The organism is Viridibacillus soli (genome assembly GCF_016612995.1).
GTDB lineage: Bacteria > Bacillota > Bacilli > Bacillales_A > Planococcaceae > Viridibacillus > Viridibacillus soli.
Genome location: NZ_JAEOAH010000037.1, coordinates 33,964 through 57,986, shown reverse-complemented (window position 1 = coordinate 57,986; position 24,023 = coordinate 33,964). Strand labels below are relative to the sequence as shown.

General features: G+C 33.6%; 24 protein-coding genes and 1 riboswitch. Of the genes, 16 read left to right on the top strand and 8 right to left on the bottom strand.

The genetic code is table 11. From position 1 onward, the window contains the following. Positions 1-485: 485 nt before the first annotated feature. The 3 genes from JFL43_RS17905 to JFL43_RS17895 form a co-directional block, all read right to left on the bottom strand. Positions 486-1,817 (bottom strand): arsenic transporter, encoded by a 1,332-nt coding sequence (locus JFL43_RS17905; RefSeq protein ID WP_100798072.1) that lies wholly within the window; start codon positions 1,815-1,817, stop codon positions 486-488. Positions 1,818-2,372: 555 nt separating this feature from the next. After that, a complete protein-coding gene (gene psiE, locus JFL43_RS17900) occupies positions 2,373-2,828 on the bottom strand; it encodes a phosphate-starvation-inducible protein PsiE (RefSeq protein ID WP_200750092.1) in 456 nt (151 codons plus the stop codon). A 333-nt stretch (positions 2,829-3,161) separates the two neighbouring features. Next, positions 3,162-3,590, bottom strand: a complete 429-nt coding sequence (locus JFL43_RS17895) for a MarR family winged helix-turn-helix transcriptional regulator (protein ID WP_200750091.1) — start codon at positions 3,588-3,590, stop codon at positions 3,162-3,164. A gap of 119 nt (positions 3,591-3,709) precedes the next feature. On the opposite strand from JFL43_RS17895, the gene JFL43_RS17890 reads away from it, so the two are divergent. Further along, positions 3,710-4,297, top strand: a complete 588-nt coding sequence (locus JFL43_RS17890; protein ID WP_200750090.1) for an NAD(P)H-dependent oxidoreductase — start codon at positions 3,710-3,712, stop codon at positions 4,295-4,297. A 657-nt stretch (positions 4,298-4,954) separates the two neighbouring features. Here the strand turns inward: JFL43_RS17890 and JFL43_RS17885 are convergent. Then, complete coding sequence (locus JFL43_RS17885; protein ID WP_234447872.1) at positions 4,955-5,293, bottom strand: hypothetical protein; 339 nt, start codon at positions 5,291-5,293, stop codon at positions 4,955-4,957. Positions 5,294-5,653: 360 nt separating this feature from the next. Between JFL43_RS17885 and rlmN the strand changes: the two genes are divergently transcribed. From rlmN to JFL43_RS17830, 11 genes are all read left to right on the top strand, one after another. Next, positions 5,654-6,721 (top strand): 23S rRNA (adenine(2503)-C(2))-methyltransferase RlmN, encoded by a 1,068-nt coding sequence (gene rlmN / locus JFL43_RS17880; RefSeq protein ID WP_200750089.1) that lies wholly within the window; start codon positions 5,654-5,656, stop codon positions 6,719-6,721. Positions 6,722-7,056: 335 nt separating this feature from the next. Continuing rightward, positions 7,057-8,502 (top strand): DEAD/DEAH box helicase, encoded by a 1,446-nt coding sequence (locus tag JFL43_RS17875; RefSeq protein ID WP_200750088.1) that lies wholly within the window; start codon positions 7,057-7,059, stop codon positions 8,500-8,502. A gap of 151 nt (positions 8,503-8,653) precedes the next feature. Then, a riboswitch (PreQ1 riboswitch) is annotated at positions 8,654-8,700 on the top strand. 129 nt (positions 8,701-8,829) lie between these two features. Continuing rightward, on the top strand, positions 8,830-9,330 hold the full coding sequence (queF, locus tag JFL43_RS17870; protein WP_100795337.1) for a preQ(1) synthase: 501 nt from the start codon (positions 8,830-8,832) through the stop codon (positions 9,328-9,330). Positions 9,331-9,345: 15 nt separating this feature from the next. Continuing rightward, positions 9,346-9,978, top strand: coding sequence for a queuosine precursor transporter (locus JFL43_RS17865; protein ID WP_200750087.1), 633 nt, complete (start codon positions 9,346-9,348; stop codon positions 9,976-9,978). A gap of 539 nt (positions 9,979-10,517) precedes the next feature. Beyond that, positions 10,518-11,507 carry an ABC transporter substrate-binding protein gene (locus tag JFL43_RS17860; RefSeq protein WP_200750086.1) on the top strand — a complete coding sequence of 330 codons (990 nt, stop codon included), beginning with the start codon at positions 10,518-10,520 and terminating at the stop codon, positions 11,505-11,507. Positions 11,508-11,534: 27 nt separating this feature from the next. Next, positions 11,535-12,521, top strand: a complete 987-nt coding sequence (locus JFL43_RS17855; RefSeq protein WP_200750085.1) for a FecCD family ABC transporter permease — start codon at positions 11,535-11,537, stop codon at positions 12,519-12,521. 1 nt (position 12,522) lies between these two features. Then, positions 12,523-13,314 (top strand): ABC transporter ATP-binding protein, encoded by a 792-nt coding sequence (locus JFL43_RS17850; protein ID WP_200750084.1) that lies wholly within the window; start codon positions 12,523-12,525, stop codon positions 13,312-13,314. Positions 13,315-13,328: 14 nt separating this feature from the next. After that, positions 13,329-13,829, top strand: a complete 501-nt coding sequence (locus JFL43_RS17845) for a HugZ family pyridoxamine 5'-phosphate oxidase (protein WP_200750083.1) — start codon at positions 13,329-13,331, stop codon at positions 13,827-13,829. A gap of 582 nt (positions 13,830-14,411) precedes the next feature. Continuing rightward, positions 14,412-16,160 (top strand): ABC transporter ATP-binding protein, encoded by a 1,749-nt coding sequence (locus JFL43_RS17840; protein WP_200750082.1) that lies wholly within the window; start codon positions 14,412-14,414, stop codon positions 16,158-16,160. A gap of 20 nt (positions 16,161-16,180) precedes the next feature. After that, on the top strand, positions 16,181-16,858 hold the full coding sequence (locus JFL43_RS17835; RefSeq protein ID WP_200750081.1) for a response regulator transcription factor: 678 nt from the start codon (positions 16,181-16,183) through the stop codon (positions 16,856-16,858). After that, complete coding sequence (locus tag JFL43_RS17830) at positions 16,855-17,925, top strand: sensor histidine kinase (protein WP_200750080.1); 1,071 nt, start codon at positions 16,855-16,857, stop codon at positions 17,923-17,925. The genes JFL43_RS17835 and JFL43_RS17830 overlap by 4 nt, the downstream gene beginning before the upstream one ends. Positions 17,926-18,663: 738 nt before the next feature. Here the strand turns inward: JFL43_RS17830 and JFL43_RS17825 are convergent. Continuing rightward, positions 18,664-18,951, bottom strand: coding sequence for a hypothetical protein (locus JFL43_RS17825; protein ID WP_200750079.1), 288 nt, complete (start codon positions 18,949-18,951; stop codon positions 18,664-18,666). A 106-nt stretch (positions 18,952-19,057) separates the two neighbouring features. Here JFL43_RS17825 and JFL43_RS17820 point away from each other — a divergent pair, with 106 nt between their 5' ends. After that, positions 19,058-19,279 carry a DUF3923 family protein gene (locus tag JFL43_RS17820; protein ID WP_234447871.1) on the top strand — a complete coding sequence of 74 codons (222 nt, stop codon included), beginning with the start codon at positions 19,058-19,060 and terminating at the stop codon, positions 19,277-19,279. A 159-nt stretch (positions 19,280-19,438) separates the two neighbouring features. Then, positions 19,439-19,663 carry a hypothetical protein gene (locus tag JFL43_RS17815; RefSeq protein WP_200750078.1) on the top strand — a complete coding sequence of 75 codons (225 nt, stop codon included), beginning with the start codon at positions 19,439-19,441 and terminating at the stop codon, positions 19,661-19,663. A gap of 250 nt (positions 19,664-19,913) precedes the next feature. Here the strand turns inward: JFL43_RS17815 and JFL43_RS17810 are convergent, their stop codons facing one another. Both JFL43_RS17810 and JFL43_RS17805 read right to left on the bottom strand, forming a co-directional pair. Then, entirely contained in the window at positions 19,914-20,279 is a 366-nt protein-coding gene (locus tag JFL43_RS17810; RefSeq protein WP_200750077.1) for a hypothetical protein, read from the bottom strand. A gap of 98 nt (positions 20,280-20,377) precedes the next feature. After that, a complete protein-coding gene (locus tag JFL43_RS17805; RefSeq protein WP_200750076.1) occupies positions 20,378-20,674 on the bottom strand; it encodes a hypothetical protein in 297 nt (98 codons plus the stop codon). A gap of 417 nt (positions 20,675-21,091) precedes the next feature. On the opposite strand from JFL43_RS17805, the gene JFL43_RS17800 reads away from it, so the two are divergent. Further along, positions 21,092-21,235 (top strand): hypothetical protein, encoded by a 144-nt coding sequence (locus JFL43_RS17800; RefSeq protein WP_200750075.1) that lies wholly within the window; start codon positions 21,092-21,094, stop codon positions 21,233-21,235. 790 nt (positions 21,236-22,025) lie between these two features. Further along, the gene (locus JFL43_RS17795) at positions 22,026-22,166 is read left to right on the top strand and encodes a hypothetical protein (RefSeq protein ID WP_200750074.1); all 141 of its coding nucleotides are present in this window, start codon (positions 22,026-22,028) and stop codon (positions 22,164-22,166) included. 545 nt (positions 22,167-22,711) lie between these two features. On the opposite strand, the gene JFL43_RS17790 is transcribed toward JFL43_RS17795, so the two are convergent. Beyond that, on the bottom strand, positions 22,712-23,902 hold the full coding sequence (locus JFL43_RS17790; protein WP_200750099.1) for a coenzyme F420-0:L-glutamate ligase: 1,191 nt from the start codon (positions 23,900-23,902) through the stop codon (positions 22,712-22,714). Between the last annotated feature and the right edge of the window lie 121 nt (positions 23,903-24,023).

Below are 24,023 nucleotides of genomic sequence, written 5' to 3'. Positions count from 1 at the left end.
TAAACTAACCAAGTTGATTAGCTTAAGTAGAAAAATAAAAAATGTTTATTTAAGGGCTATTTTTTGAACCTGATTAGATGGCTACGCCATTTAAGGTTTATTTTATTATTTTAGGGGAGCAAATATGTGAAGTTATAATTGATAATTTCTTTCTTCCTTGAACAAAATTTAATCCTAAACATAGGCTAACAATATGTGGTATACATAAAAGAAGGTCATGACTCAAACGACATGCCCTAAAAGAAATATTAGTAGTGTTTGAGTTTATTATCATCATTATTATTACTTCGACAGAACCCTGTTTCACATGGAACATTGCCTGCTTTAATATGCTTTTAATTACGTTACACTGTTTTTTTCAGTAGTTAAAAAATCGCTATGTTCTTTCAAACCTTTTTGAGCTAGCCTATTTTCATTAAATCTATAAAATCGATAACGAATTTCATTTGCCTTTTTTCTAAAACTATCTATCTTTGTACTACTCATCAAAAAAGCCAAGTAACCCAGTAATATAACAATACTAATGTAAATAATACTGTAGGTGGAATAACGACAATGGTGACTTTTATATATTCCCACCAAGTGATTCTAACTTTTCCACGCCTTACAATGTGCATCCACATGAGCGTGGCAAGCGTTCCCATTGGAAGTAGTAGAGATCCCATATCACTCCCAATAACATTCGCTAGATAGGCAACCTTCAAGGAAAGTAAATCTAGATTCATACTCGTTAACGTGAGAGTTCCAACCATAAGAGCAGGGTGATTATTAAATATATTGGAGAGTACAGATAGTAGTATTCCCATTAACACACTTGTGTGGAGTAGGCTTCCAGAAACCATAGGACGCATGAATCCAATCAACCAATCCGTTAAACCGATGTTATTTAGACCATATATAATGATATACATACTAAAAGCAAAAATGATAATATACCATGGTGTTTTTTTTAGCATATCGCCTGGAGGTATTTTTAAATAGGCCCATCTCCATCCTAAAAGTACAAGAGAGCCAATAACAGCCATAACAGAGACTGGAATGGCAAAGAATGAAGCAATGAAGAGGCTGAGACGGACAGCGAATACGAATAACAGGATGTTGCGCATAAACTTTGAACGATCCTTTTCCGAAGAATATACGGAACTTTGTTTGAGCGGATGGTAAGAAGGGAGTGACAGTCCGGTTACTTTAGTAGGGATTGTTTTTGGTAAGACCTTTTTAAATCGTAGAAACAGGAGACCAACTAGCAGTAGTAAACCAAGTGTTGCAGGAACAAACATCATTGCCGTATGAGCATACAAGCTCATATGCACGATTTTCAGAGCAATCAGATTTACAATGTTACTTACACCAATAGGAGCACTTGAAGCGGTGGCGATTAAGCCTCCAGACAGTAAATACGGAATTTTTTGATGGTTTTTTAACCCCATATTGTTTAATAACATGACCAAAATCGGGGTTGTGATTAAAATACTACCATCATTATTAAAAAAGAGTGTCATGAGAAAACATAAAAGATTGACGTACCAGAATAATCGGATGCCAGAACCCTTTGCTTTTTCTGCAAGTTTTTCTGCGACCCAGTTAAAGAACCCAAAGCTTTCTAAGACTATGGCCATAACAATCGTTGCCATAATGGTAATAGCTGCCCCACTTATGGTTTCCGTAATGATTCCAAGTTCAGTAAGCGAAACACTACCACTTAGTAATACAACAATGGCACCAATCGTAGCAGGTATAGCTTCATTAATGCCTTTAGGTCTCCAAAGAATAAACCCAAGAGTAAGCAAAAAAGATAAAATGGTTACCCAAGCCATTAGTTGCATATTATTCTACCTTCTTTCCAGCTAGTTTTTCATAATATTGTTATGAAATGGCTTTATAACTTATATTGAATAAATGTGCCTTTATCACCCCCTTTATCTATCCCATTAGTTCTGTCGCTTTGTATTTATATGTATCGCGAATAAGACTTGCTTTGGCTTTGTACCTATTTTTCTAAAATTCTAATTGATCCTACCCATAACCCTCCCAATAAAACTCTTAAAAAGTACAAATGTGATCAAAAATAATGTCAAAAGCAATCCGAAGTTTAAACGCGTATGTGAATAAAACAACTTGAATCACTAGCTACTTTCAAAGAGAATAAGATAAACGAAAAAGAAGCCAAGAAAAATATACATTTTTCTTGGCTTCTTTTGTTTTAAGGGCTTTTGATGTGCTCCCTTTTCCTGTATTTTTCTGACTTAAATAAACACGTTAGACCATATGTAAATTTGACGTGTATAAATCAATCAGTGAATTTTAAAAAGATGAACTTAACTGAACCAATCTAAAAAATACTATTAATTAACCAAAGTGAATACGGAAACCTAGCCTTCCTCTGGCTTATTAGTGAACCATGAACGAACAGGTCTTTCCAACGGTGTAATATTGATAATGAAATAACCTATGATTAAAATCAAAATGATTAGTGAATAAATCAATGTATCAATGGGGTGATCATGTTCTACAATAATAAGCCGAATCATAGCGGTAATTCCAATATATATAAAATATCTAAGAGGAAAATGATAATCTTCCTTAAAATATTTAACGATCATCGTGAGGAATTCAAAATATAAAAAGAAAATAAGGATATTCGTAAGGAAAAGTTTATAATCATTACTACCATCTTTCATTAATATCTCCAAGAACCCTACTATATTTTTAATAAGCAGAAATGACAAAATGAGCGCTAAAACTACTAGGCAAAAATTTAAAAATAATTGCAAAAGTTTAGGTGTTTCCTTTAAAATCACTGATAATACTAATTTCCTCTTATTCATTCGATTCTCCTGCTCCTTTTTACTTTTAACTAAAGATAGTATGGGAAAATTAATATCTTTAAAAAATAATTTAGTGTCAATACAGTCTATGAAAAGAGTCAACAATAGATGAGAAGTTATGTTAAATATTCAATATAAATTGTAGTAAGTATTAATCCGTTTTGTGCTTATTGGGGTAAGAAGATTAGCTATTATATGAAATTATTTTTGATTCAATTTCAATAGTACGCCAATTAGAAGACTCAATATAAAGGGCTCCCTTGATTAGAAGTTGTTCAAATATGAACATTAATCTTCCAATCAAGAGAGCCCTCTTTCTGTTATTATTACCTATTAATAAAATAGTTTTGTCTGAAGAACATCTAGTGCGCGGTCAATATCCTCTAGATCTTCTTTTGACGCATTTTGTATTCGATTTAGAAAACGAAATTCTACAAAAGCAAGGGCCTCGTCCATCATGATTTTCCCATCTTTCGAGAGACGGATATATTGTTTTCGTCGGTCTTCAGTATCAGTAACTTTTTCGATTAAATTTTTTTCGCTTAATTTTTTTAATTCACGACTCGTATTCGGCATAGATATATGCTGACAGTTACTAATGTCACTAGGAGTAACGGGCTGACTAACTGTTATATATTCTAGAATGTTATATTGAACTGGCGTGATGGAATCTGATTTGACGTTCTGTGTTAATTCGTGTGTCACTTGATGAACAGAAGTTGTAAATGATACCCATTTATTAAAAAGAGCTTTTTTATCCATAACTTTCACCCCTTACTGAGAAGATAACAAAAGTGTTATCATAATACAATTATCATTTGACAACTAAATTTGCCAAATGGTATAGTTTTGTTATCAAATGATAAGTAATGGGGTGCTTTATGAAAACGTTAGTTATTTACACATATCCTAATCACAAAAGTTTAAATTATGCATTTTTACAGGAAGTCATAAAAGGAAGCAATGAAAATTCTAATATAAAAGAATTGCAGGTTTTAGACTTATATGAAGAGGGCTTTAATCCGCTTCTAGTATTTAATGAACATAAACGTAGACGTGATATGTATCGTGATCCTCAAACTGAAAAATATAGAATGCAAATTACGTGGGCTGATAAGATTGTTTTTGTTTATCCTATTTGGTGGGGAAGACCACCTGCAATGCTAATGGGATACATTGATCAATTGTTTGCTGCAAATTTTGCCTATAGGGATAAGAAGGGACTTCTACCAGAAGGGCTTTTAAAAGGAAAGCCTGTTGTATGTGTATCCACTATGAAGGGACCTACAAAATATCCACTTCTCTGGTTGAATAATGCACATAAAACATTAATGAGAAAAGCCTTATTTAATTTTGTAGGAATCAAAAAAGTGAAATTTTTTGAATTTGGTAACATGGAAAGTCCAAAGGGGAAACAAGCAAAAAAATTAGAAAAAATTTATCGTTATTTTAAAAAAGTAGCACGTTAAGAAAAAGTTTTCGTAGTCTATTAATTAATTCTAAAAAAATTAGGATATTCAAAATTGGATTCCGTATTTTGGTAATATCTAGTGAACCGTTTCATAGAATGGACTTTTTTAAGTATTGAAAATCATCTGCAAGTATAAGCCTGCTTGCGTCAAATTGGCTTTTTTATCTTAATCACAAAAGACAACACTTTCTTACATATATCTGAAGGAGCCCGTAATGGAATATGCCAATTGGTAATCAGCACTAGTTAGGTTTGCATAATTATTTCTCAGTTCATAAGCCTTGGATTAGAGGCCAGAGGGGAAAAGGTTTTACTGCTGTTGTGGTAAAATTTTTATAATGGGAAAGTATAAATAACATAATATTAAATCAAAGTAAAAGACTGAATGAAATATTTCAGTCTTTTTTTATCTATGAATTAAGCAACGGAAAAAAATATGAAAAAAATTTTTTTGAGAGTTTTTCTATTTAAAATTCTATTTTCAATAAATATAATATATAGAATTTGGTTTGATAACCTTGAACATAGGGTTTAGAAATATTAGCATAGAAAAGTGAGATTTCTTTTATGAAATCTCACTTTGTACATTGAAACTCAATCATTTTAATCCTTTAGAAAATCAAATTTCATATAGTCGGAAATATAGCAATTTTGCCTAGAAACATTGGAAAGAACGAACAGTATTGGGGTTAATCATATGATAAACCCAGCCAAATCTTCTTCTTGACCAGCGAAATCCTATAATTGTATTTCTGCCAACAAATGTTGGGAAAAACCAAAAACTATTTCCGTTATTTAACCATATATAAGTGTTACGAAACAAACAACGTCTTAAGCCACTAGGCCCAACTTGCCAAGCTGGAATAGGCGGAGAAAAGCCGGGTGGGGAACTCAGTGTAGATGGGGATATTTCTGCTCCTGATGGTAAGTTCCCACCAAAATTGCCGAATTCGTCACCATGTCCTCCATGCGGATAAAAACTATTGTTATTCAAGATACAAACCTCCTTTCTAAACAATTTCACTTTAATTTATGTGAAATCACTTAGAATGGTGAAAAGTCTTTAGTGTTTGGCGTGCAAACAGGGAAGTTTTACGAGCTTAAATACTTGTTAAAACCTGGAGGGATTATGTCACAATGGATCTCAATCTAGATAATCCTTTTTCTAATTGCAACGTAAAAATAATTCTAAGGATTCCCATTAGCCTAGGTATACTTCAGTTTGTTATATAATTATGAATTAAAATGGGACTTAGATATGTTATGGAGAACTGCCTCTTAAGTAAGGGCACTTCATTCAAGTGGATGCTATAATAGTAAAAGTAGTTTTTATCATCAAGGAAAGAGGGAAATCATGAATAAACCATCCATTTATGGATTAACTGTAGATCAATTGACTGAATGGCTGATAGAACGTGATCATACAAAATTTAGAGCAATGCAAGTGTGGGATTGGCTTTATAGAAAGCGCGTGACTAATTTTTTGGATATGACAGATGTTAACCAGGACTGTCTTCAATTATTAACAGAGAATTTTGCCATTCAAACTTTGAGTGAACATATAAAGCAAGAAGCATCAGATGGAACAGTTAAATTTTTGTTTAGATTACAGGACGGAAATTTGATTGAAACGGTTATGATGAGACATAAATATGGCCTATCCGTTTGTGTTACAACGCAAGTAGGCTGTAATATCGGCTGTAGTTTTTGTGCAAGTGGCTTACTCGCAAAAAGCCGTGATTTATCAAGTGGGGAAATTGTCGAACAGATTATGAATGTTCAACTTCATCTCGATCAAATAGGACAAGGCGAAAGCGTCAGCCATATTGTTGTGATGGGCATAGGAGAGCCATTTGATAACTTCAAAAATATGATCGACTTCTTAAATGTAGTTATGGATCATAAAGGACTTGCCATTGCAGCTAGACGTATCACAGTATCAACTAGTGGAATTGTCAACAAAATTTACGAATTTACGGACACTAAAATACCCGTAAATCTAGCTATATCGTTGCATGCGCCGAATAATGAGCTACGCACACGTATTATGAAAATAAATCGTGCAATGCCAATTGAAAAGTTAATGGATTCACTTAAGTATTATCTAGAAAAAAACAACCGTAGACTTACGATTGAGTATATTCTGCTGAAGGACGTGAATGATCATAAGAAGGAAGCGGAGGAACTTGCGGATCTTCTTAGTGATATAAAAGATAAATTGTATGTGAACCTCATCCCGTACAATCCTGTAGATGAGCATAGCCAGTATCAAAGAAGTGAAAAAGAATCGGTATTAATTTTCTACGATACTTTGAAAAAGAAAGGTGTCAATTGCAAAATTCGCCAAGAACATGGGACCGATATTGATGCAGCGTGCGGTCAGTTGAGAAGTAAGCAGCTTAAGAAGGATGAAGTAAAATAATTTAGTAGAGGAGCTTTATATAATTATTTTATGGGGGACCTTTTCTATATAACAAACCGTTAAGCATTAGGTTATTCTTAAATAATCAATAAGCAAAATAATAATATGGAATGAAAGCAAAGAGATTTGTAATTATAATTTTTTTGCTTTCATTTTTTTTGATATTTATTTTATTCTCAACCTGAAAAACAGGAAAATTAAGGAGCATTTTCTGGAATACCTAACTATTTTCAATTAAATGATGTAAATAAAAGGCATATAATTATAGCTTGTATAAGGTAATAAACTTTACGGAAATAATAAGAAAAATAATTCAAAACAAAAGAGGAATAATTATGAGTAAAAAAAGTTTTAAAGATTATAAATTGAGTAATGAAATCGTAAATGCACTGGATAGCTTAGAATATAAAAATCCAACAGAAGTTCAGAGTAAAGTAATACCGCTAGTGTTGGAGAAAAACGATCTTGTTGTGAAATCACAAACAGGTAGTGGTAAGACGGCGTCATATGGTATTCCAATTTGTGAATTAGTCGATTGGCAGGAAAATAAACCTCAAGCGTTAATTTTGACACCAACGAGAGAACTTGCTGTTCAAGTGAAAGAGGATTTCACAAACTTAGGTAGATTTAAACGAATTAAAGCGACAGCGATTTATGGCAAGCAACCCTTTGCCATCCAAAAAACAGAATTAAAACAAAAAACGCATGTAGTTGTTGGGACTCCAGGACGTGTGATGGATCATATTGAAAGAGGTACTCTGGTCTTAGATCAGATTCGCTACCTTGTTATTGATGAAGCTGATGAAATGCTGAATATGGGATTTATTGAACAAGTAGAAGCCATTATTAAAGAATTACCTCGAAAACGAGTGACAATGTTATTTTCAGCTACTTTACCAGAGGCGGTTAAAAACTTAGCTCTTAACTACATGAAAAAACCTACTGATATTGAAATTAAGGCAACTGGATTGACGACAGATAAAATCGATCATTCTCTAGTTGTGGTGGAAGAGAATAATAAAATCTCAATGCTAAAAGACGTGACGATTGTTGAAAATCCAGATAGTTGTATCATTTTTTGCCGAACAAAAGATCGAGTAGATCTTTTGTGTGAGCAATTAGCGGATTTAGGTTATAGCTGCGACAAAATTCATGGGGGAATGATACAGGATATTCGTCTTGAAGTGATGAATGATTTTAAACGAGGGGATTTCCGCTATTTAATCGCAACAGATGTAGCCGCTAGAGGAATTGATATTGATAATATAACGCATGTCATTAACTATGACCTTCCGTTAGAGAAAGAAAGTTATGTCCATCGTACAGGAAGAACAGGACGAGCAGGACAAAAAGGGAAAGCTATGACCTTTGTTACACCATTTGAAGATAAATTTTTAAATGAAATTGAAGAATATATTGGTTTCAAAATCCCGAGCTTGGCAGTGCCTTCAAAAGAGGAAGTTTCAAATAAAAAATCTGATTTTGAAGCAAAAATGAACGTTGAACCAATAATGAAAAAGGCGAAAAATGAAAAATTAAACAAACAAATCATGAAATTATACTTTAATGGTGGTAAGAAAAAGAAACTTAGAGCAGTAGACTTTGTTGGAACGATTGCTAAGATTGCTGGCGTAACAGTCGAAGATATTGGAATCATTACAATTACAGATACTTTTTCTTATGTTGAAATACTAAATGATAAAGGCCCAATTGTGTTGAAAAGCATGAAGAATACGACTATAAAAGGTAAACTGTTGAAAGTATATGAGGCTAATAAGTAAGGTGTTAGTACTAGTAATAACCGCATCATTTAGATGTAGTTGAAATTTTAATGCTTTATCAATATGAGATAGAATAAAATACCTAATTAACTTTTAATTGACGTTTCGTTGGGTATTCTATATCATATGTAAATGGAATACCCGTACTTGAACGGGAGAGGTTCATAGCAGATACCCTCTATAAAAAACTATGGATACATGACAATATGCCATGTCCATATCGGACGTGGCTTTTTTTATGTCTTTTATCTCTTTAGTGGAATTTTAGAATGGTGGGGCAGATCTCTCTTGAAAAGTGTTTGGTATACATTTAGAAGGAGGTTTTTTATGTCTGGAAGAAGCCATGAAGAAGGGTTAAAGGATTTAACGTTATTGGGTAATCAACATACACAATATTCTTTTGAGTACGCACCTGAGGTATTGGAGGCAGTAGATAATCTTCATTCGAATCGGGATTATTTTGTGAAGTTTAATTGTCCAGAGTTTACTAGTTTATGCCCGATGACACATCAGCCAGATTTTGCAACGATGTATATTTCGTACGTACCTGATCAAAAACTTGTAGAGAGCAAATCATTAAAGTTATATCTCTTCAGTTTCAGAAACCACGGAGATTTTCATGAAGATTGCGTCAATATTATCATGAACGATTTAATACAATTACTCGACCCGAGATACATTGAGGTTTGGGGGAAATTTACTCCTCGTGGAGGACTTTCTATTGACCCGTGGTGCAACTATGGGAAACCTGGTACTAAGTATGAAGAGATGGCACATTTCCGTTTGATGAATCATGACCTATATCCGGAAAAAATTGATAATCGATAAGGGAGAATTATAGTAATGCTTTTATATTTAAATGGAATTTTTGTTGGGCTGCTCATATTGGCGAACATTGTAGCAGTTAAACTATTTAGCATTGGGGAGTGGATTATACTACCTGCTGCTGTAGTCATTTACATATTTACTTATCCTATTATTGATGTAATTGTTGAGGTTTATGGGAAAAGGGAAGCGAAAAGAACAGTTAATGCGGGATTTATAATGCAAATCCTTGCTCTATTATTCATCACCATTACAATTAATTTGCCATCAGCACCCATTTTTAATGACCAGGAGTCGTTCCAAACTATTTTAAGTGGAAGCTTCCGAGTTATTTTGGCTAGTTTAATATCATATGCGATAAGTCAAAACCTTGATGTTTTTGTGTTCAATAAATTAAAGTCCATCCATGGGCAAAAAAAGCTGTGGTTACGTAATAATGCGTCCACTATGCTGAGCCAATTAATAGACACAACTATTTTCATCACCATTGCATTCTACGGCACAATGCCAATAGCTGTACTAGGAAGTTTGATTCTAACGCAATATGTCTTTAAATTTTTTGCATCAATAGCTACTACACCTATTGTTTATGTACTAGTCAGTTTATTAAGAAGACAAAAAACAGCTGTTTCATTGTCACAAGAAGCTTAAGAGTATATGGAATCACAAAATTTACCCCTCTGATTTAAAATGTCAGAGGGGTTTTTAAAAATAGGGCAAGTATATTTCTATGGCTTTCCTCTTGTTTTAATGGATATAACAAGACTGAAAGGTATAGTAAGCGTAGCACAAATGAATCGTTTTTATAATCAAAAAGTAGTATCGATTACTCAATTTAATGAAGTGATTAGGTCTAATGTGGATATGTTATAAGCGAATTATGAGCTTAATGAGGGAACCAGAGTAAGAAATACAAAAGGCAAAGGTGACATATCGTTCAGAATCGAACGATATGTCACCTTTTTTAATTTAAATCCACTTACTAATTCAAAAAATGTTGCTTATTCAGTGTGGATTTTTAATTAAATTGTTACCTATTCCACCTTTTTAATCAGCTTCCCTATCACGTAACTATAAATGGTCATTCATCAATTCCTGAGAAAGTAGTTGTAAACAGTTTCATTGTTTGATATATTTCTAATTGATAATGATAATTATTTTCAATTATAAAAGACAGGGGACTTTTTACTATGAAGAAAAGTGTATATGGAACTGTAGTCTTATCCGCATTACTTGTTTTGGGAGGATGTGCAGAAGATAAGTCAGAGCCAGAAACAGCTGAAAAAAAAGTTGTAGCAGATCAAGGAAGTGAAGCTGCAAAATCTAATAGTGATATAAAGGTATCTAGTGAACATATAAAAAAACTAGAAAAATTATTAAAGCAATTCCCTTCAGAACAGCCAAATTCGGTCGTCACAACATCTGTTTCGATTGCGGAAATGCTAAATATATTGGATGTAAAACCGGTTGGGTTACCTATTTCAACCCATAAGCTACCTGAAGGCTTCGATAAAATAGCGCAAATTGGTTCTCCTATTGAGCCTGATGTAGAGAAAATAGTAAGCCTTAAACCAGATATAGTAATTGGACCTGAATCAATTCAAGATAGTTTAGAAAAGAAGATAAAAAACGGTAAAGTAGCAACTGCTTATATTCCGACAGATTCATATGAAGATCTTAAAATTTCGTTTGAAGTATTAGGGAAAACATTACAAAAAGAAGAAGTAGCGAAAGAATATCTGACTCAATTAGAAGAGAAAGAAACAGCAGTATTAGAAGATGTGAAAGGTAAAGACTCATCTAAAGTAATGGTGTTATTTGGTTCAGGAGAGTCATTCATGTTAATGAGCGAAAAAACATATGTTGGTAGTTTAGTGAAGAAGTTAGGTGCTAAAAATATTGTAAATGAAGCGAAAAAATCAACAGAGGCATACGTGCCAATGAATATGGAAGATGTTATAGTATCCAATCCAGATGCTATACTTCTTGTTTCTCACGGAGATCCAACGGCTGCGCTAGAACAATTTAAAGCAGAAGTAAAAAAGAATGGTGCATGGGAGAAATTAAATGCCTTTAAAGAAGATCGTGTTCAGGCTCTGGACTACCAAATATTTGGCTATGCCTCTATCGTAAAAGCTACAGATGGATTAGAACAGCTTAACGAGATTTTATATAAGTAATATGACTTAAGATGAGGGTTGGACGAAATGGAAGTAAAACCGAAAAGAAGATTTAGTATAGGTGTAACATTTATTTTACTAGTAGTTTTTATGATCTTATCAATTGGAATAGGTAGTGTACATTTGTCACCTATGGAAACCATTAGAACAATATTTGGTTCTGGTGAGGCAATGTCAGAAACTATTGTCAGGGATTTGCGAATTCCTAGAGTTCTGATTGCTATATTAGTAGGCACAAATTTAGCCATATCAGGTGCATTGCTTCAGGCAGTCATGAGGAATCCGCTAGCAGATCCAGGTTTAACAGGCGTATCTAGCGGAGCAGCAGTAACGGTATTATTTATCCTGCTGCTATTCCCTAGTTTTGACCAGTGGATTCCACTTGCTGCGGTGGTAGGTGGGCTTGTAGCTGTTACTTTAGTTTATGCGTTAGCATGGAAGAAAAATGGCATATCACCTGTCCGAATTATTCTCTCAGGGATAGCTGTTAATTCTGTATTTGGCGGTATAACGGGTCTATTATCAATTCTTTATAGTGATCGTCTTCCTTCTGCAATACAATGGCTAAACGGGAGTTTATCAGCAAAAGGAATGGGAGATGTTATTCTTCTTTTTCCTTATTCAATCATTGGTTGGATTGCAGCACTCTTTTGCATCCGTTCAGCAAATATTTTGAATCTAGGAGAGAATGTAGCTATAAATTTAGGAGAGAATACAAACCGAATTCGAATCGTACTCTCCTTAGTTGCAGTTTATTTAGCGGCTATTTCTGTTTCTGTTGTGGGATTACTGGGCTTTGTTGGCCTCATTGTTCCACATATGTCGAGATTTATAGTAGGGTCAAATTATCGTGTTTTATTGCCTATGAGTATGGTGTTAGGGGCGCTCGTATTATTATTAGCTGATACAGTAGGACGCTCTCTATTTTCACCTTTAGATATTCCAGCTGGTATTGTGATGGCAATGGTTGGAGGACCTTACTTTTTATATTTAATGAGATCGGGTGACATTTAGAATGCTAAAAGCTCAATTACTGAATATAAGTTATGATCATAAAAAAGTATTAGATGACTTTAATTTGAATGTTGAAAAAGGTGAAATTATCTCCATTATTGGTCCCAATGGTTCTGGGAAGTCTACAGCTTTAAAAGCAATGTCTAGATTGATACCTGTTAAAAAAGAAAAAATCTTTTTAGATGGTAGAGACCTTCAATCACTAGGAACAAAAGCAATTTCACAGATGATGAGTGTATTGTTTCAATCGAATGAGCCACCTTCAGATATTACAGTAGAAGAATTAGTGAGATATGGACGTATACCACATAAAAAATGGTATGAGCGCACAAATGAAGAAGATTTAAGCATAGTGGAATGGGCTATTGAAAAGACAGGGTTAACACCATTAAAAGAAAGATTGGTATCCTCACTTTCAGGTGGGGAATCGCAGCGTGCATGGATTGCTATGTCATTGGCACAGCGACCAAAAATATTGCTACTTGATGAACCAACCACCTACTTAGATATTGCTCATCAACTTCAGTTGTTAGAACTAATTCACACAGTTAATCGGGAGTTAGGTATGACGATTGTGATGGTGCTACATGATTTAAACCAAGCAAGTATTTATAGTGATAAAATATGCGTTATTTCAAAAGGAATAGTCGTGAAATATGGTACATCAGAAGAGGTTATGACACAAGAAATGATTCGTAATGTTTACGGGGTGGAATGTGAAATTGATACACATTTTCAGCATGGAAAACCACGTATTAATTTAATGGGCATTTCACGGGTAGCTACACAATAAGAGGAGGAAGGAAAATGGTAAAACAAATTGATATCATCAAAAAAAAGCAACAATATTTACGATTTATAGACAAGTGTAAAACAGTTGTGATTAGTAGCAAGGATGACAATGGTGATCCATTTACTAGTTATGCACCGTACGTTCAGCATGATGGGAAGATTTATATTTATATAAGTATAATTACAGATCATTATAAATTTATTGAAGAGAGAAGTTTAATTAGTATTATGATGCTTGCAGATGAGCAAGATGCCCCTAATTTATTTGCGCGTGAGCGAGTTAGATTTCAATGTACTGCAGAGAATATCGGAAATAATGGCCACGAAGAAATATTTGCTAAGTTTGAAAATAACCACGGTGTACCAATGATGGGTGTTTTACGAGGATTAGATTTATCTTTATTTGAACTTATGCCAAAAGAAGGGCGTTATGTAATTGGTTTCGGCCAAGCATTTGATATCGATTTATCAGGAGAAAAATTCGAGCATGTTATTGTGGATAAAAAGGATAAATAAGCATTATTTTAATGAAATGATTTAAACGCTAATGAGCTTAAAATTTAAAAATAATTTACGATTTCCCTTAGTTATTATATAGTGGAAAATGCGAGCTCCGATAGTATCAGGAGAAGGCTGCTGACAGTAATCTACTTTGAGACCTTTTATGTGAAAAAAGAGGTTCTTTATATACTTTCTTACAGGAAATCCAGAGTTTTTAGAACTAGAACTAGATAATGAAAAATTATTTTGGTATTTTAATGGCGGATTTTTAGAATGAATTTTGGTATACCTGCAATCATATTATTAGAAAAGGAGAAGAAATATCATCTATTGACGGTGATATTTCTTCTCCTTTTCCTATTTGTATCAACTTATGAAGAAGTAAGGCATTTTGATTTCACTTGTATTTATAGCTCTCATAAAATGACTGCCCTTCATTTTTCACTAATCTCCCTATTGTGCACAGATATAGTAATATGAATAAGAAGTGCAACTCTCTTTTATCATTTCATATTCAGTTCATAAAGAAATGATAAAGTAACTAATGAAAGATTGCTGAAACGCTTTTATGGGGAAATATAAGGAGGAATGTGAATAATGAAGGAAAAGATAAAAGAGAATAAATTAAAAGGTTGGCGACAGTTTGTACAGCTAATAAAACAAACAGAACCTCCTAAGCTTTTGTTAATCATTGCACTATGTATGAGTTTTGCGACAACTGGGGTAGGTTTTGTCGTTCCGTTGTTCACAAAGAAATTAGTGGACGGTTTTTCACTAGATTCACTTAACTATTGGCAAATTATTTTGCTAGTCATTGCTTTTATTGCCCAGGCAATAGCGAGCGGGCTTTCTATTTATCTGTTAAACCGAGTTGGACATCACGTGGTAGCAAAATTGAGAGAGCGATTGTGGAGAAAATTACTCCATTTACCAATTCCTTATTATGATAAAAATGATACAGGGGAGACATTGAGTCGTGTAACGAATGATACCGCAGTTGTGAAGGAACTCATTACAGAACATCTTGCTAACTGTTTATCTGGAATTATTGCGATTATTGGTTCTGTTACGATTTTGCTATTCTTAGATTGGAAAATGACTTTAGTAATGCTTGTTGCTGTTCCAATTGCTATGTTGATTTTAATGCTGTTAGGAAAGAAAATGTACGTAATTTCAAAAGGAATGCAAGATGAAACGGCAAAATTTACTGCTTTGTTAAATCAAGTATTACCAGAATCACGTTTAGTGAAAGCTTCAAATGCAGAGAATATAGAATATGAGCGTGGAAAAAAAGGTATTACAAATCTCTTCAATTTTGGTTTAAAAGAAGCCAAAATACATGCACTGATCTCGCCTTTGATTTCTTTCATTTTAATGATTGTGCTAGTAGCAATTATTGGGTATGGAGGAGTGCGTGTCTCTTCTGGAGCATTAACAGCTGGCGACATGGTTGCTTTTATTTTATATTTAATTCAAATTATTATTCCAATGACTCAATTAACGATGTTCTTTACACAATTGCAAAAAGCAATGGGAGCAACAGAGCGAATTAGTACAGTACTTGAACACGATGAAGAAGATATATATGTAGGCAAACAGTTGGAGCTAGTGACAGAGCCTATTCATATGAATCATGTGGACTTTGCATATGGAAAAGAATCGATTTTATCTAATATTAATTTTACAATTGAACCAGGTAAAGTAACGGCTATTGTTGGACCGAGTGGTGGAGGAAAGACTACTACATTTTCTCTTTTAGAACGATATTATCAACCAACAAAAGGGACCATTACACTTGGAGATACACCTATTGATACGTTCTCGTTACATTCTTGGAGAAGTCAAATTGGATACGTTGCTCAGGAAAGTGCACTTATATCCGGTACAATACGCGATAACATTTGTTATGGAATAGATAAAGAGGTTACAGATACAGAACTTGAAAGAGTCACTAAAATGGCGTATGCTGATCAATTTATTCAAGCACTTCCAGATAAGTTTAATACTGAAGTAGGAGAACGAGGTATCAAGCTTTCAGGAGGTCAACGACAAAGAATCGCAATTGCTAGAGCGTTATTACGTGATCCACAAATTTTAATGCTTGATGAAGCGACCTCTAGTCTTGATAGTAAATCAGAAATCTATGTCCAAAAAGCATTGGATAATTTGATGAAAGGAAGAACGACACTTGTTATTGCCCACCGTCTTTCTACCGTCGTCGATTCGGACAATATTATATTTGTAGAGAAAGGGCATATTACGGGAAGTGGGACGCATGATGCGTTATTTCAATCACATGAGATGTACAGAGAATTCGCGAAACAACAATTACGTATTCAAGAGTAAGTATGAAGGGATTTGTTGTCATGACAAGATTATTAGTTGTGGATGATGATGAACATATTAGAGAATTAGTAAAGGTGTTTTTACAAAATGAAGGCCTAGATATACTGGAAGCCGTGGACGGTGTTGATGCACTTTCGAAGCTGGAGTCAGAGAAAATTGATATGGTAATTATGGATATTATGATGCCGAATATGGATGGATGGGAGTTATGCAAAGAAATACGAAAGCTAAATAACGAATTGCCAATTCTTATGCTGACTGCAAAAGGGGAAACTGCTCAAAAAGTAAAAGGATTTAACTTAGGTACAGATGATTATCTCGTAAAACCATTTGAGCCAGCGGAGTTAATCGTTCGAGTTAAATCTATCCTCAAGCGTTATCGTATTTCTTTGTCCAAAACAGTTGAAGTCGGTAACGTTTGGATGAATCGCGATACGTATGAGCTAGTATATAGGGGAGAAAGTATTACTCTTCGATTAAAGGAATTTGACTTATTATTTACATTGGCAAGTTACCCTGGGAAGACATTTTCGCGTGAGCAATTAATAGAAGAGATTTGGGGATTTGACTATGAAGGTGATGAGCGTACAGTTGATGTTCATGTAAAAAGACTGCGAGAGCGATTCCCAGAAGAAGAAAGTGTGTTCACCATACGGACTATTCGAGGTCTTGGTTATCGATTGGAACTAGGCACATGAAAAAGTGGATACTTATTTTGAAGTTTCTATCTGTGATCATACTTTTTCTTATAGTTAGTACATTATTTGCGTTCATTTCTTTTCACATTACCTCTTTTCTATATAGTTGGCTAGGTAAGTATCCTCAAGGGTTTTGGCAACAACTTTATACTGTAATTGGTGTATTTGTTCTCTTTGGATGTACAGTGACAGTAACTTTTCTATTTGGAGCAAAAAGACAGCGGAATTATTGGGAGACGATTGTAGATGCTTTACGGCGAATTGCAAAAGGGGATTTTAGCGTAAAACTAGATCTTAAATCAGGTGAAGGAGATCAATTTGGGCAGCTGATTAGTGGGATAAATGATATGGCAATTGAATTAGGGGAAATGGAAAAAATGCGTCAAGAATTTATTTCCAACGTTTCTCATGAAATTCAATCCCCACTAACATCTATTAACGGATTTGCAAAAGCATTGAAAAATATTGATTTGCCAGATGAAAAACGACATCATTATCTAGAGATTATCGAGATGGAAAGTAAGCGGTTATCGAAAATAAGTGATAATTTACTAAAATTAACTTCATTAGAATCACAACATCATCCATTTGAACCGAAGCAGTATCGGCTAGATAAACAATTACGCAACGTTGTTTTATCTTGTGAACCAAGGTGGTTAGATAAAAATATTGAAATGGACATCGAATTGGGGAATATTACTATAGTTGCTGATGAAGATTTAATGAATCAGGTGTGGATGAATTTACTTAGTAATAGTATTAAGTTTACTCCGAACGGTGGAACGATTCGCATTCGTATAGCCCCCAAGAATGACACTGTGACGATTTCCATTATTGATACTGGAATAGGGATGACAGAAGGAGATCAACAGCATATTTTTGAACGTTTCTTTAAAGCTGATCAGTCGAGAGCTATGTCAAACGGGGGCAGTGGATTAGGACTTTCAATCGTAAAGAAAATTATAGACATGCATAATGGTAGCATCTCTGTTCAAAGTAAGCTTGGAGAACAAACAACGTTTCTTACGACGATGCCTTTAGAGCAAGGTGAACCGTATCACAAATAGCGATAAAGCAAAAGACGGAATTCATTGTCGATAAACAGATATGAAATAATCAATAATTAATAATGAAAAAAGACTTCTAGAAAAAAACACTAGAAGTCTTTTCTAATTTTAAAATAAACCGGGTGAATATTTTAAAAAGTAATATATAACGTAAAGCCAACTAAAACACCCGTGTATAATAGCCCATCCTATTGAATGATATGCAGTGTAGGAAATAATCATAGATAAGCAAGTTCCGTAGCTAATTCCCTTTTTTATGACACTAGTTCCCATGGAATATTTCTTATTATCCTTTATTTTTAATCTCCCCTTTTGGATCTCTTAAATCCTCTTATTAAAGAAAAGTATATATGACAAGAAAATATATAACAATAACTGGTATTAATAAAACTAAGTGCCAATAATCATTTAAATCGTAAGTTACGCAAAGTTCCTAGCCCGCATAAACTACATACGCTTCTATCTGTCGATTTAGAATAAAGATTAATAATTTATAACAAAGTTCGATCAATTTTTATAATTAGCTTATACAAATAATCGCCCGTTAAGTAAAGTAGAGAAGAAAAATAGATAGGATTTTATGCAAAAACAACAACTGACCCATTGCTCGTAAAACCCTGGAAATCATTGAGGTAGTAAGGTTTTTGAGGACATGTATAAAATTCGTGCATAATCGCTCAAATAAAAAAAGGCTCAAGAACACTGATGTAACAACGTTCTTGAGCTTTTTGACATTTCTTAAACGATCACCATATAAGCATATTTTCTTGGTGTCATGTAATAGAATGGGGGAGACTCAATTATTTCTATTACAGCAAAACCCACCACTTCTTCATCTATTTTTGCAACTAAGATTTCACTATTAACCCCTTCTAATAATTCGTAAAAATAACTTTGTGGCATAACTTGATCAACTGCTTTAAAAATATGTGGTAACGCTTTGGAATGTTCATCCTGTCCTTCTTTAACAATGACATTAACAGCATCGAAATCTTTCATATTAGCATTAACAACTTCTATATCCATTGAGTTTTTCGATTCCATAAAAATAATTTAGCCATATTAACGCAAGCTTTTTTTTGTATAATATACAATATAATGTTTTTTAGTAAATAAAGGGAGTGTTAGTATAATGAAATTGTGGTGGATAACTAGTTTATTTTGGTTAGTGTTATTTGCTGCTACAGCAATATTTATTGGGGTTAGAAAAATAGATGGTTCTGGCTTAGAACAAACATCGGAATTAAGAATGGTAGCATTTATTGTATTGGGAGTTGTTTTCACTTTTATTTTATTATTTCAATTACTTTTTCTCTACTTTGCCCCAAAAAATAAAATAGTATCTACCCAATAATAAAAAAAGCACCCAAACTCACCTTTGGGTGCTTTTTTGAGAAATTTTTTATCAAACTTTATTTCAAAGCTACACTATCAAGTATTATTAATGTAGGAGGAAGAATCCATCGAATATGCAGAATATTATGATATTATAAAAAAGTAAGGAAGTGTTTTTATGGGAATTAAAGTTATTAAAAGGATGTTTGTTGTTATATCTATGTTTGCTTTTTCTTTAATAGTTCTAGTGATGCCTAATAATGCTAGTGCAGCTGAACTAGAAATATCTCTTGAAGAACGATCATCGATAGATCCATTATTTATAAATGATTATCGTAATGTGAAAAAAATGTTACAACTTCAGAAGAGTGGTCTAGTTATAAAAGAGTTTCTGATAATTTAGCAACAGGTTCTCTTGCTGTAACTAAAAGTAGTAGTATTGGATATACCTTAAATGTAGGGGCTAATAAAAGAGTCTATATGGGGTATAGAGTAAAATATGAAGTTGAAAAAGCCACTAACCAAAAGAATAGAGATCAAGATTAAGAAGAACCTCCCTCGCCCGTAAAATGTATAAAAAAACAAACTAAATCCTAAAAAAATTAAGGAATTCAGTATGATCGAATTGTTAATGGTGTATTTTGGTTATTATTTTAAATATGGAAATTAAATTCTTCTCTAATTGTTCGTATTATACCCCAAAATAGAAAACGATATAAAATTGCAAAACCAGCAAATAAATAAACAAATTCGAAAATAGAAAAGGGCTCATAATGAATTAAAAAAGAATTAATATAGACTATAACTAAAGACAACAGTTCTATTAAAGAATCTTTAGATCCATTTTTTTTATACAAATCTTTAGACGATTCTAGATTTATAAAGTTATTAAACTCGTTACTAAAATAACCTTTAATAAAGCCAAAAGGTAATAAATATATTCCAAAAGCAGGTCCATAAGATATATTCATAAGTTGTGTTATAAAACAATAAACTATCGTAAATAAAAGTAAGTACATTTTAAATATAACTCCTCTTCTTTTATGCTTTTCTACTAACTAATTATTAAATCAATAGTTTAAGGAAGTGAGTATCGTAATACTCACTTCATCTATTTTTAAAACATGTATGGAATATCCATACCAAGAGAAACCTGTCTGAGGTTATTTTCAACTGCATTTTTTACAGCAAGAGCTGTACCAGCAGTAATAAGACCAGCTACATCGGCAGTAATTGGATTAACAGCAAATTGTTTAGTATACCATCCTACATAATCTGCCGCAAAGGCACCTGCTGCCCATCCATTCATTGCTCGAACTTGAGGACATAAAATAAGGTACATTCCAACAAATCCATAAGGCTGAATTTGTGGATTTTTATTATTAGATGTTAATTCAGCAATCGTTAGAATCATTAAATCAGCATCTTCCTCCGATACTCCTAAATCACTAATTAACGTATCACGGTCAGCATTAAAGATAATATTCTCATCTTCATCTACAGAAAAATAACTAGAAACTTTTTCTGCTGCTTAAATCAATTCTTCATCAGTTTCACTATAATTAGTTTCCCAATCAGAAACCTCACTAGCATGGCTGATTTTACTCAAAGAAACAAAACTGCTAAACATTACAACTACAATACTAAATAAAACAAGAAGCTTTTTGACCGTCTTATTCACGCCTTTAGTAATAATAAAACTATCTTTAGAGAATTATTTTACAAGTATTACATATTTTTTTAAATCTTGTCAAAGTATTGTAGGTTATCTTATAATTGATTCTCGGCATTTGACCCTAACAAGCGAATTTTGAAAAAATGGGGTGTTTGAATGGCAGGAAGAGGACGTACGTCGATCGTAAGAGAAATCAAAGAAAGCATTGAAGCGATTGATAAAATCGGTATTTCAAAGCGTGCAGCAAGAGAGGATGGGAACAGTGGCATTCATTCAAAAAGCAAAAGGAAAATACCATGAGTGACTACCAAACCTTTGTGAAAAGGGCGAGATCCAAGTATGGAGTAAAGTCGATTGCTGATTTAGATAAGGAACATTACAGAGGGGACATAGCACAAGTGAGAAGGGAATTTCTGAAGGACATAGAATTAATGTTGAAACGGCCCTTCGCATTTTAGAAAAGCGTACAAGGAGGCTAGATGTACGAAATCGAGCGTATAGGCTTGAAAAAATGCAATTGATTCGAGAAAATGTATCACCCGAAGTGTCAAAGGCTGTTGATTTGATAAGAGAGCTAGGTTTACGGGTAAGAAAGGCTACCAATGCGAGAGTATAATATTTTACATATGAGGAACAAATGGATAGCTGGAAGTTTGAAATAAAAAAGGCGATGGTGCAGGGATTGCGAAGGGCGGACGGCAAAGAGAGATCAATACCCCTCGTCATTTTGAAAAACGTCTAGAACAGTTACTTCAGGGCAAGGGCGACAAAGAACGAGTGGTCAATGTATAGTACTCAACCATTCGAGATGGAATAAATGTGGCCTGCAAGAAAACAGGGATTAATCAGGCTGCACATGGATTCCGCCATGCCTTTGTAAGAAATTGTATGGATTAGATTCATAGAGAATTACAGTATGTAAAAAATCGGTGCGGTATAGGGGTAATCGATAAAGATAAGGATTTGAAAAAGCTGAGCATTTAAAACGGGAAATAATTTGAGAAGAATGCCCTAATTGTAGAGTTTACTAATATAACAAATTAGTTAAAATAAGTTATTCAGCCGAAGGTATATTAGAGAGGAATTATATATGACAAAATTTATTGATGACTTAGCTGGAGCAAGTTTCGATATTGTAAAAATGATTTATTATTTCTTTACAGGTTTATTAATTGTCGGAATTCCTTTAATTCTTATAGTAAAAATAGTTAACTTTATTACTGCTCTATAAGTAAGTAGGTGAAACTTTAAACTTCAATTGCCTTAGCAATTAAACCAAAATGAAAGGGAAAAACCAAATAGATCAAATAAAACAAGAAAACACGAATTTGAAATGAATAGTATCAGCGTACGGCTTAACTTTAATGAACTATTTAGATTTTAATAGCTAATAAACTAAGCTGAACCGGAAAATTTATATCCAAATTCCCTCATTGTTTGAATATGTTGAGGATATTTTGGATTATCCTCAATTTGTACCTTTTTGAAAAGGTCAATTTCCTCATCTTTTATGTATACGCTCTTAGCAGAGAAGTTAGTCGTTAAACCTCCTAACATTAAACACGAAAAGTATGCTACTTAAAGGGTTTACCCCATATTATATAGTATAAACATATACGTTATTACCTGTTTTTGTAAATTTCTGCCCCTAATTTTTTCAAAATTTCAAATTGCACAATAATACTAATATACAATTAACCAAAGAGTTCACAATATGTAAAAGCAAAAAAAAAGCAATGCCCGCTTTTGCTAGCATTGCTTTTTCTTTATATAAAATTATTTTGTATAGTTATCAAAGTAACCTTGGATAAAGATCATTGGAGTACCTTTGTCACCACTACCTGATGTTAAATCAGATAGAGAACCGATTAGGTCAGTAAGTTGACGAGGTGTAGTACCTTGTGCTTCCATTGCTCCTACAAGGTCAGTTCCTTTATTATCAATGTATTCAGAGATAGCTTTTTTAAGTTCTTCGCCTCTTAAATCAGCAAAGTTATTATCAGCTAGATATTTTAATTTGATTTCATTCGGTGTACCACTAAGACCAGCTGTGTAAGCAGGTGATACAACTGGATCAGCCAGCTCCCAAATTTTACCTACCGGATCTTTGAATGCGCCATCACCATAAATCATAACTTCAACATTTTTGCCTGTTTTCTCTTTTAGCGTTTGTTGAATTTTATCTACAACAGGTTGGCAATTACGTGGGAAAAGTTTTACACTGTTTTCTGTTGATTTGTTTGACCCTAGTAGACCATAACTTTCGTTGAAGCCACTACCATCAATTGATTCAGCTAAGATGTTATCTAGGCTGTAGATGTTTTCTCCACCGTTAGCTTCTAAAATTCGTTTTGTTCTAAATCTTGTATGGATATCACAAGTTAGCACGCTCTTAGTGTATTCTAAAATTGTTTTTGGATTGTTTGAGAAGATTACTTCACATTCAACGCCATATTCTTCGACTAATGATTTGTAGTAATCGATATAGTCAACACCAGTGAAAGTGTGTTTGTTGTGCCCGAATAATTCACGGAATTGTTTTTCAGTTAACACGTCCGTCCATGGGTTAACACCTTTTTCATCAAGTGTGTCAAGATCAACTAAGTGGTTACCTACTTCATCTGATGGGTAGCTAAGCATTAAAACAACTTTTTTAACGCCTTTTGCAATACCACGTAGAACGATAGCAAAACGGTTACGGCTTAAGATTGGGAAAATAACGCCTACAGTGTCATCTCCAAATTTAGCACTAACATCTTTTGCGATGTGATCGATTGTAGCATAATTACCTTGAGCGCGAGCAACGATTGATTCTGTTACTGTCACGATATCTTTATCTTGAATAGTAAAGCCTTCAACTTCTGAAGCTTTTAATACACTTTCTACAACGATATCTTCGATACTATCACCTTGATTGATGATTGGGCCACGAAGACCTCTTACGACTGTTCCAACTACTCTTTCCAACATAATCGCTCCTTAAAACTCTAAAATATATTTATATTATCTAACTACCTACTTGTAATATACATTAGAGTAATGATATAAGTAAAATTAATATAACAAATGATAGGTATAAGGAGTATTT

Bases quoted from the DNA above. Each gene is read 5' to 3' on its own strand.
- JFL43_RS17905 (WP_100798072.1), bottom strand. From the start codon at position 1,817: ATGGCTTGGGTAACCATTTTATCTTTTTTGCTTACTCTTGGGTTTATT.
- psiE (WP_200750092.1), bottom strand. From the start codon at position 2,828: ATGAATAAGAGGAAATTAGTATTATCAGTGATTTTAAAGGAAACACCT.
- JFL43_RS17895 (WP_200750091.1), bottom strand. From the start codon at position 3,590: ATGGATAAAAAAGCTCTTTTTAATAAATGGGTATCATTTACAACTTCT.
- JFL43_RS17890 (WP_200750090.1), top strand. From the start codon at position 3,710: ATGAAAACGTTAGTTATTTACACATATCCTAATCACAAAAGTTTAAAT.
- rlmN (WP_200750089.1), top strand. From the start codon at position 5,654: ATGAATAAACCATCCATTTATGGATTAACTGTAGATCAATTGACTGAA.
- JFL43_RS17875 (WP_200750088.1), top strand. From the start codon at position 7,057: ATGAGTAAAAAAAGTTTTAAAGATTATAAATTGAGTAATGAAATCGTA.
- queF (WP_100795337.1), top strand. From the start codon at position 8,830: ATGTCTGGAAGAAGCCATGAAGAAGGGTTAAAGGATTTAACGTTATTG.
- JFL43_RS17865 (WP_200750087.1), top strand. From the start codon at position 9,346: ATGCTTTTATATTTAAATGGAATTTTTGTTGGGCTGCTCATATTGGCG.
- JFL43_RS17860 (WP_200750086.1), top strand. From the start codon at position 10,518: ATGAAGAAAAGTGTATATGGAACTGTAGTCTTATCCGCATTACTTGTT.
- JFL43_RS17855 (WP_200750085.1), top strand. From the start codon at position 11,535: ATGGAAGTAAAACCGAAAAGAAGATTTAGTATAGGTGTAACATTTATT.
- JFL43_RS17850 (WP_200750084.1), top strand. From the start codon at position 12,523: ATGCTAAAAGCTCAATTACTGAATATAAGTTATGATCATAAAAAAGTA.
- JFL43_RS17845 (WP_200750083.1), top strand. From the start codon at position 13,329: ATGGTAAAACAAATTGATATCATCAAAAAAAAGCAACAATATTTACGA.
- JFL43_RS17840 (WP_200750082.1), top strand. From the start codon at position 14,412: ATGAAGGAAAAGATAAAAGAGAATAAATTAAAAGGTTGGCGACAGTTT.
- JFL43_RS17835 (WP_200750081.1), top strand. From the start codon at position 16,181: ATGACAAGATTATTAGTTGTGGATGATGATGAACATATTAGAGAATTA.
- JFL43_RS17830 (WP_200750080.1), top strand. From the start codon at position 16,855: ATGAAAAAGTGGATACTTATTTTGAAGTTTCTATCTGTGATCATACTT.
- JFL43_RS17825 (WP_200750079.1), bottom strand. From the start codon at position 18,951: ATGGATATAGAAGTTGTTAATGCTAATATGAAAGATTTCGATGCTGTT.
- JFL43_RS17820 (WP_234447871.1), top strand. From the start codon at position 19,058: ATGAAATTGTGGTGGATAACTAGTTTATTTTGGTTAGTGTTATTTGCT.
- JFL43_RS17815 (WP_200750078.1), top strand. From the start codon at position 19,439: ATGGGAATTAAAGTTATTAAAAGGATGTTTGTTGTTATATCTATGTTT.
- JFL43_RS17810 (WP_200750077.1), bottom strand. From the start codon at position 20,279: ATGTACTTACTTTTATTTACGATAGTTTATTGTTTTATAACACAACTT.
- JFL43_RS17805 (WP_200750076.1), bottom strand. From the start codon at position 20,674: ATGATTCTAACGATTGCTGAATTAACATCTAATAATAAAAATCCACAA.
- JFL43_RS17800 (WP_200750075.1), top strand. From the start codon at position 21,092: ATGGCAGGAAGAGGACGTACGTCGATCGTAAGAGAAATCAAAGAAAGC.
- JFL43_RS17795 (WP_200750074.1), top strand. From the start codon at position 22,026: ATGACAAAATTTATTGATGACTTAGCTGGAGCAAGTTTCGATATTGTA.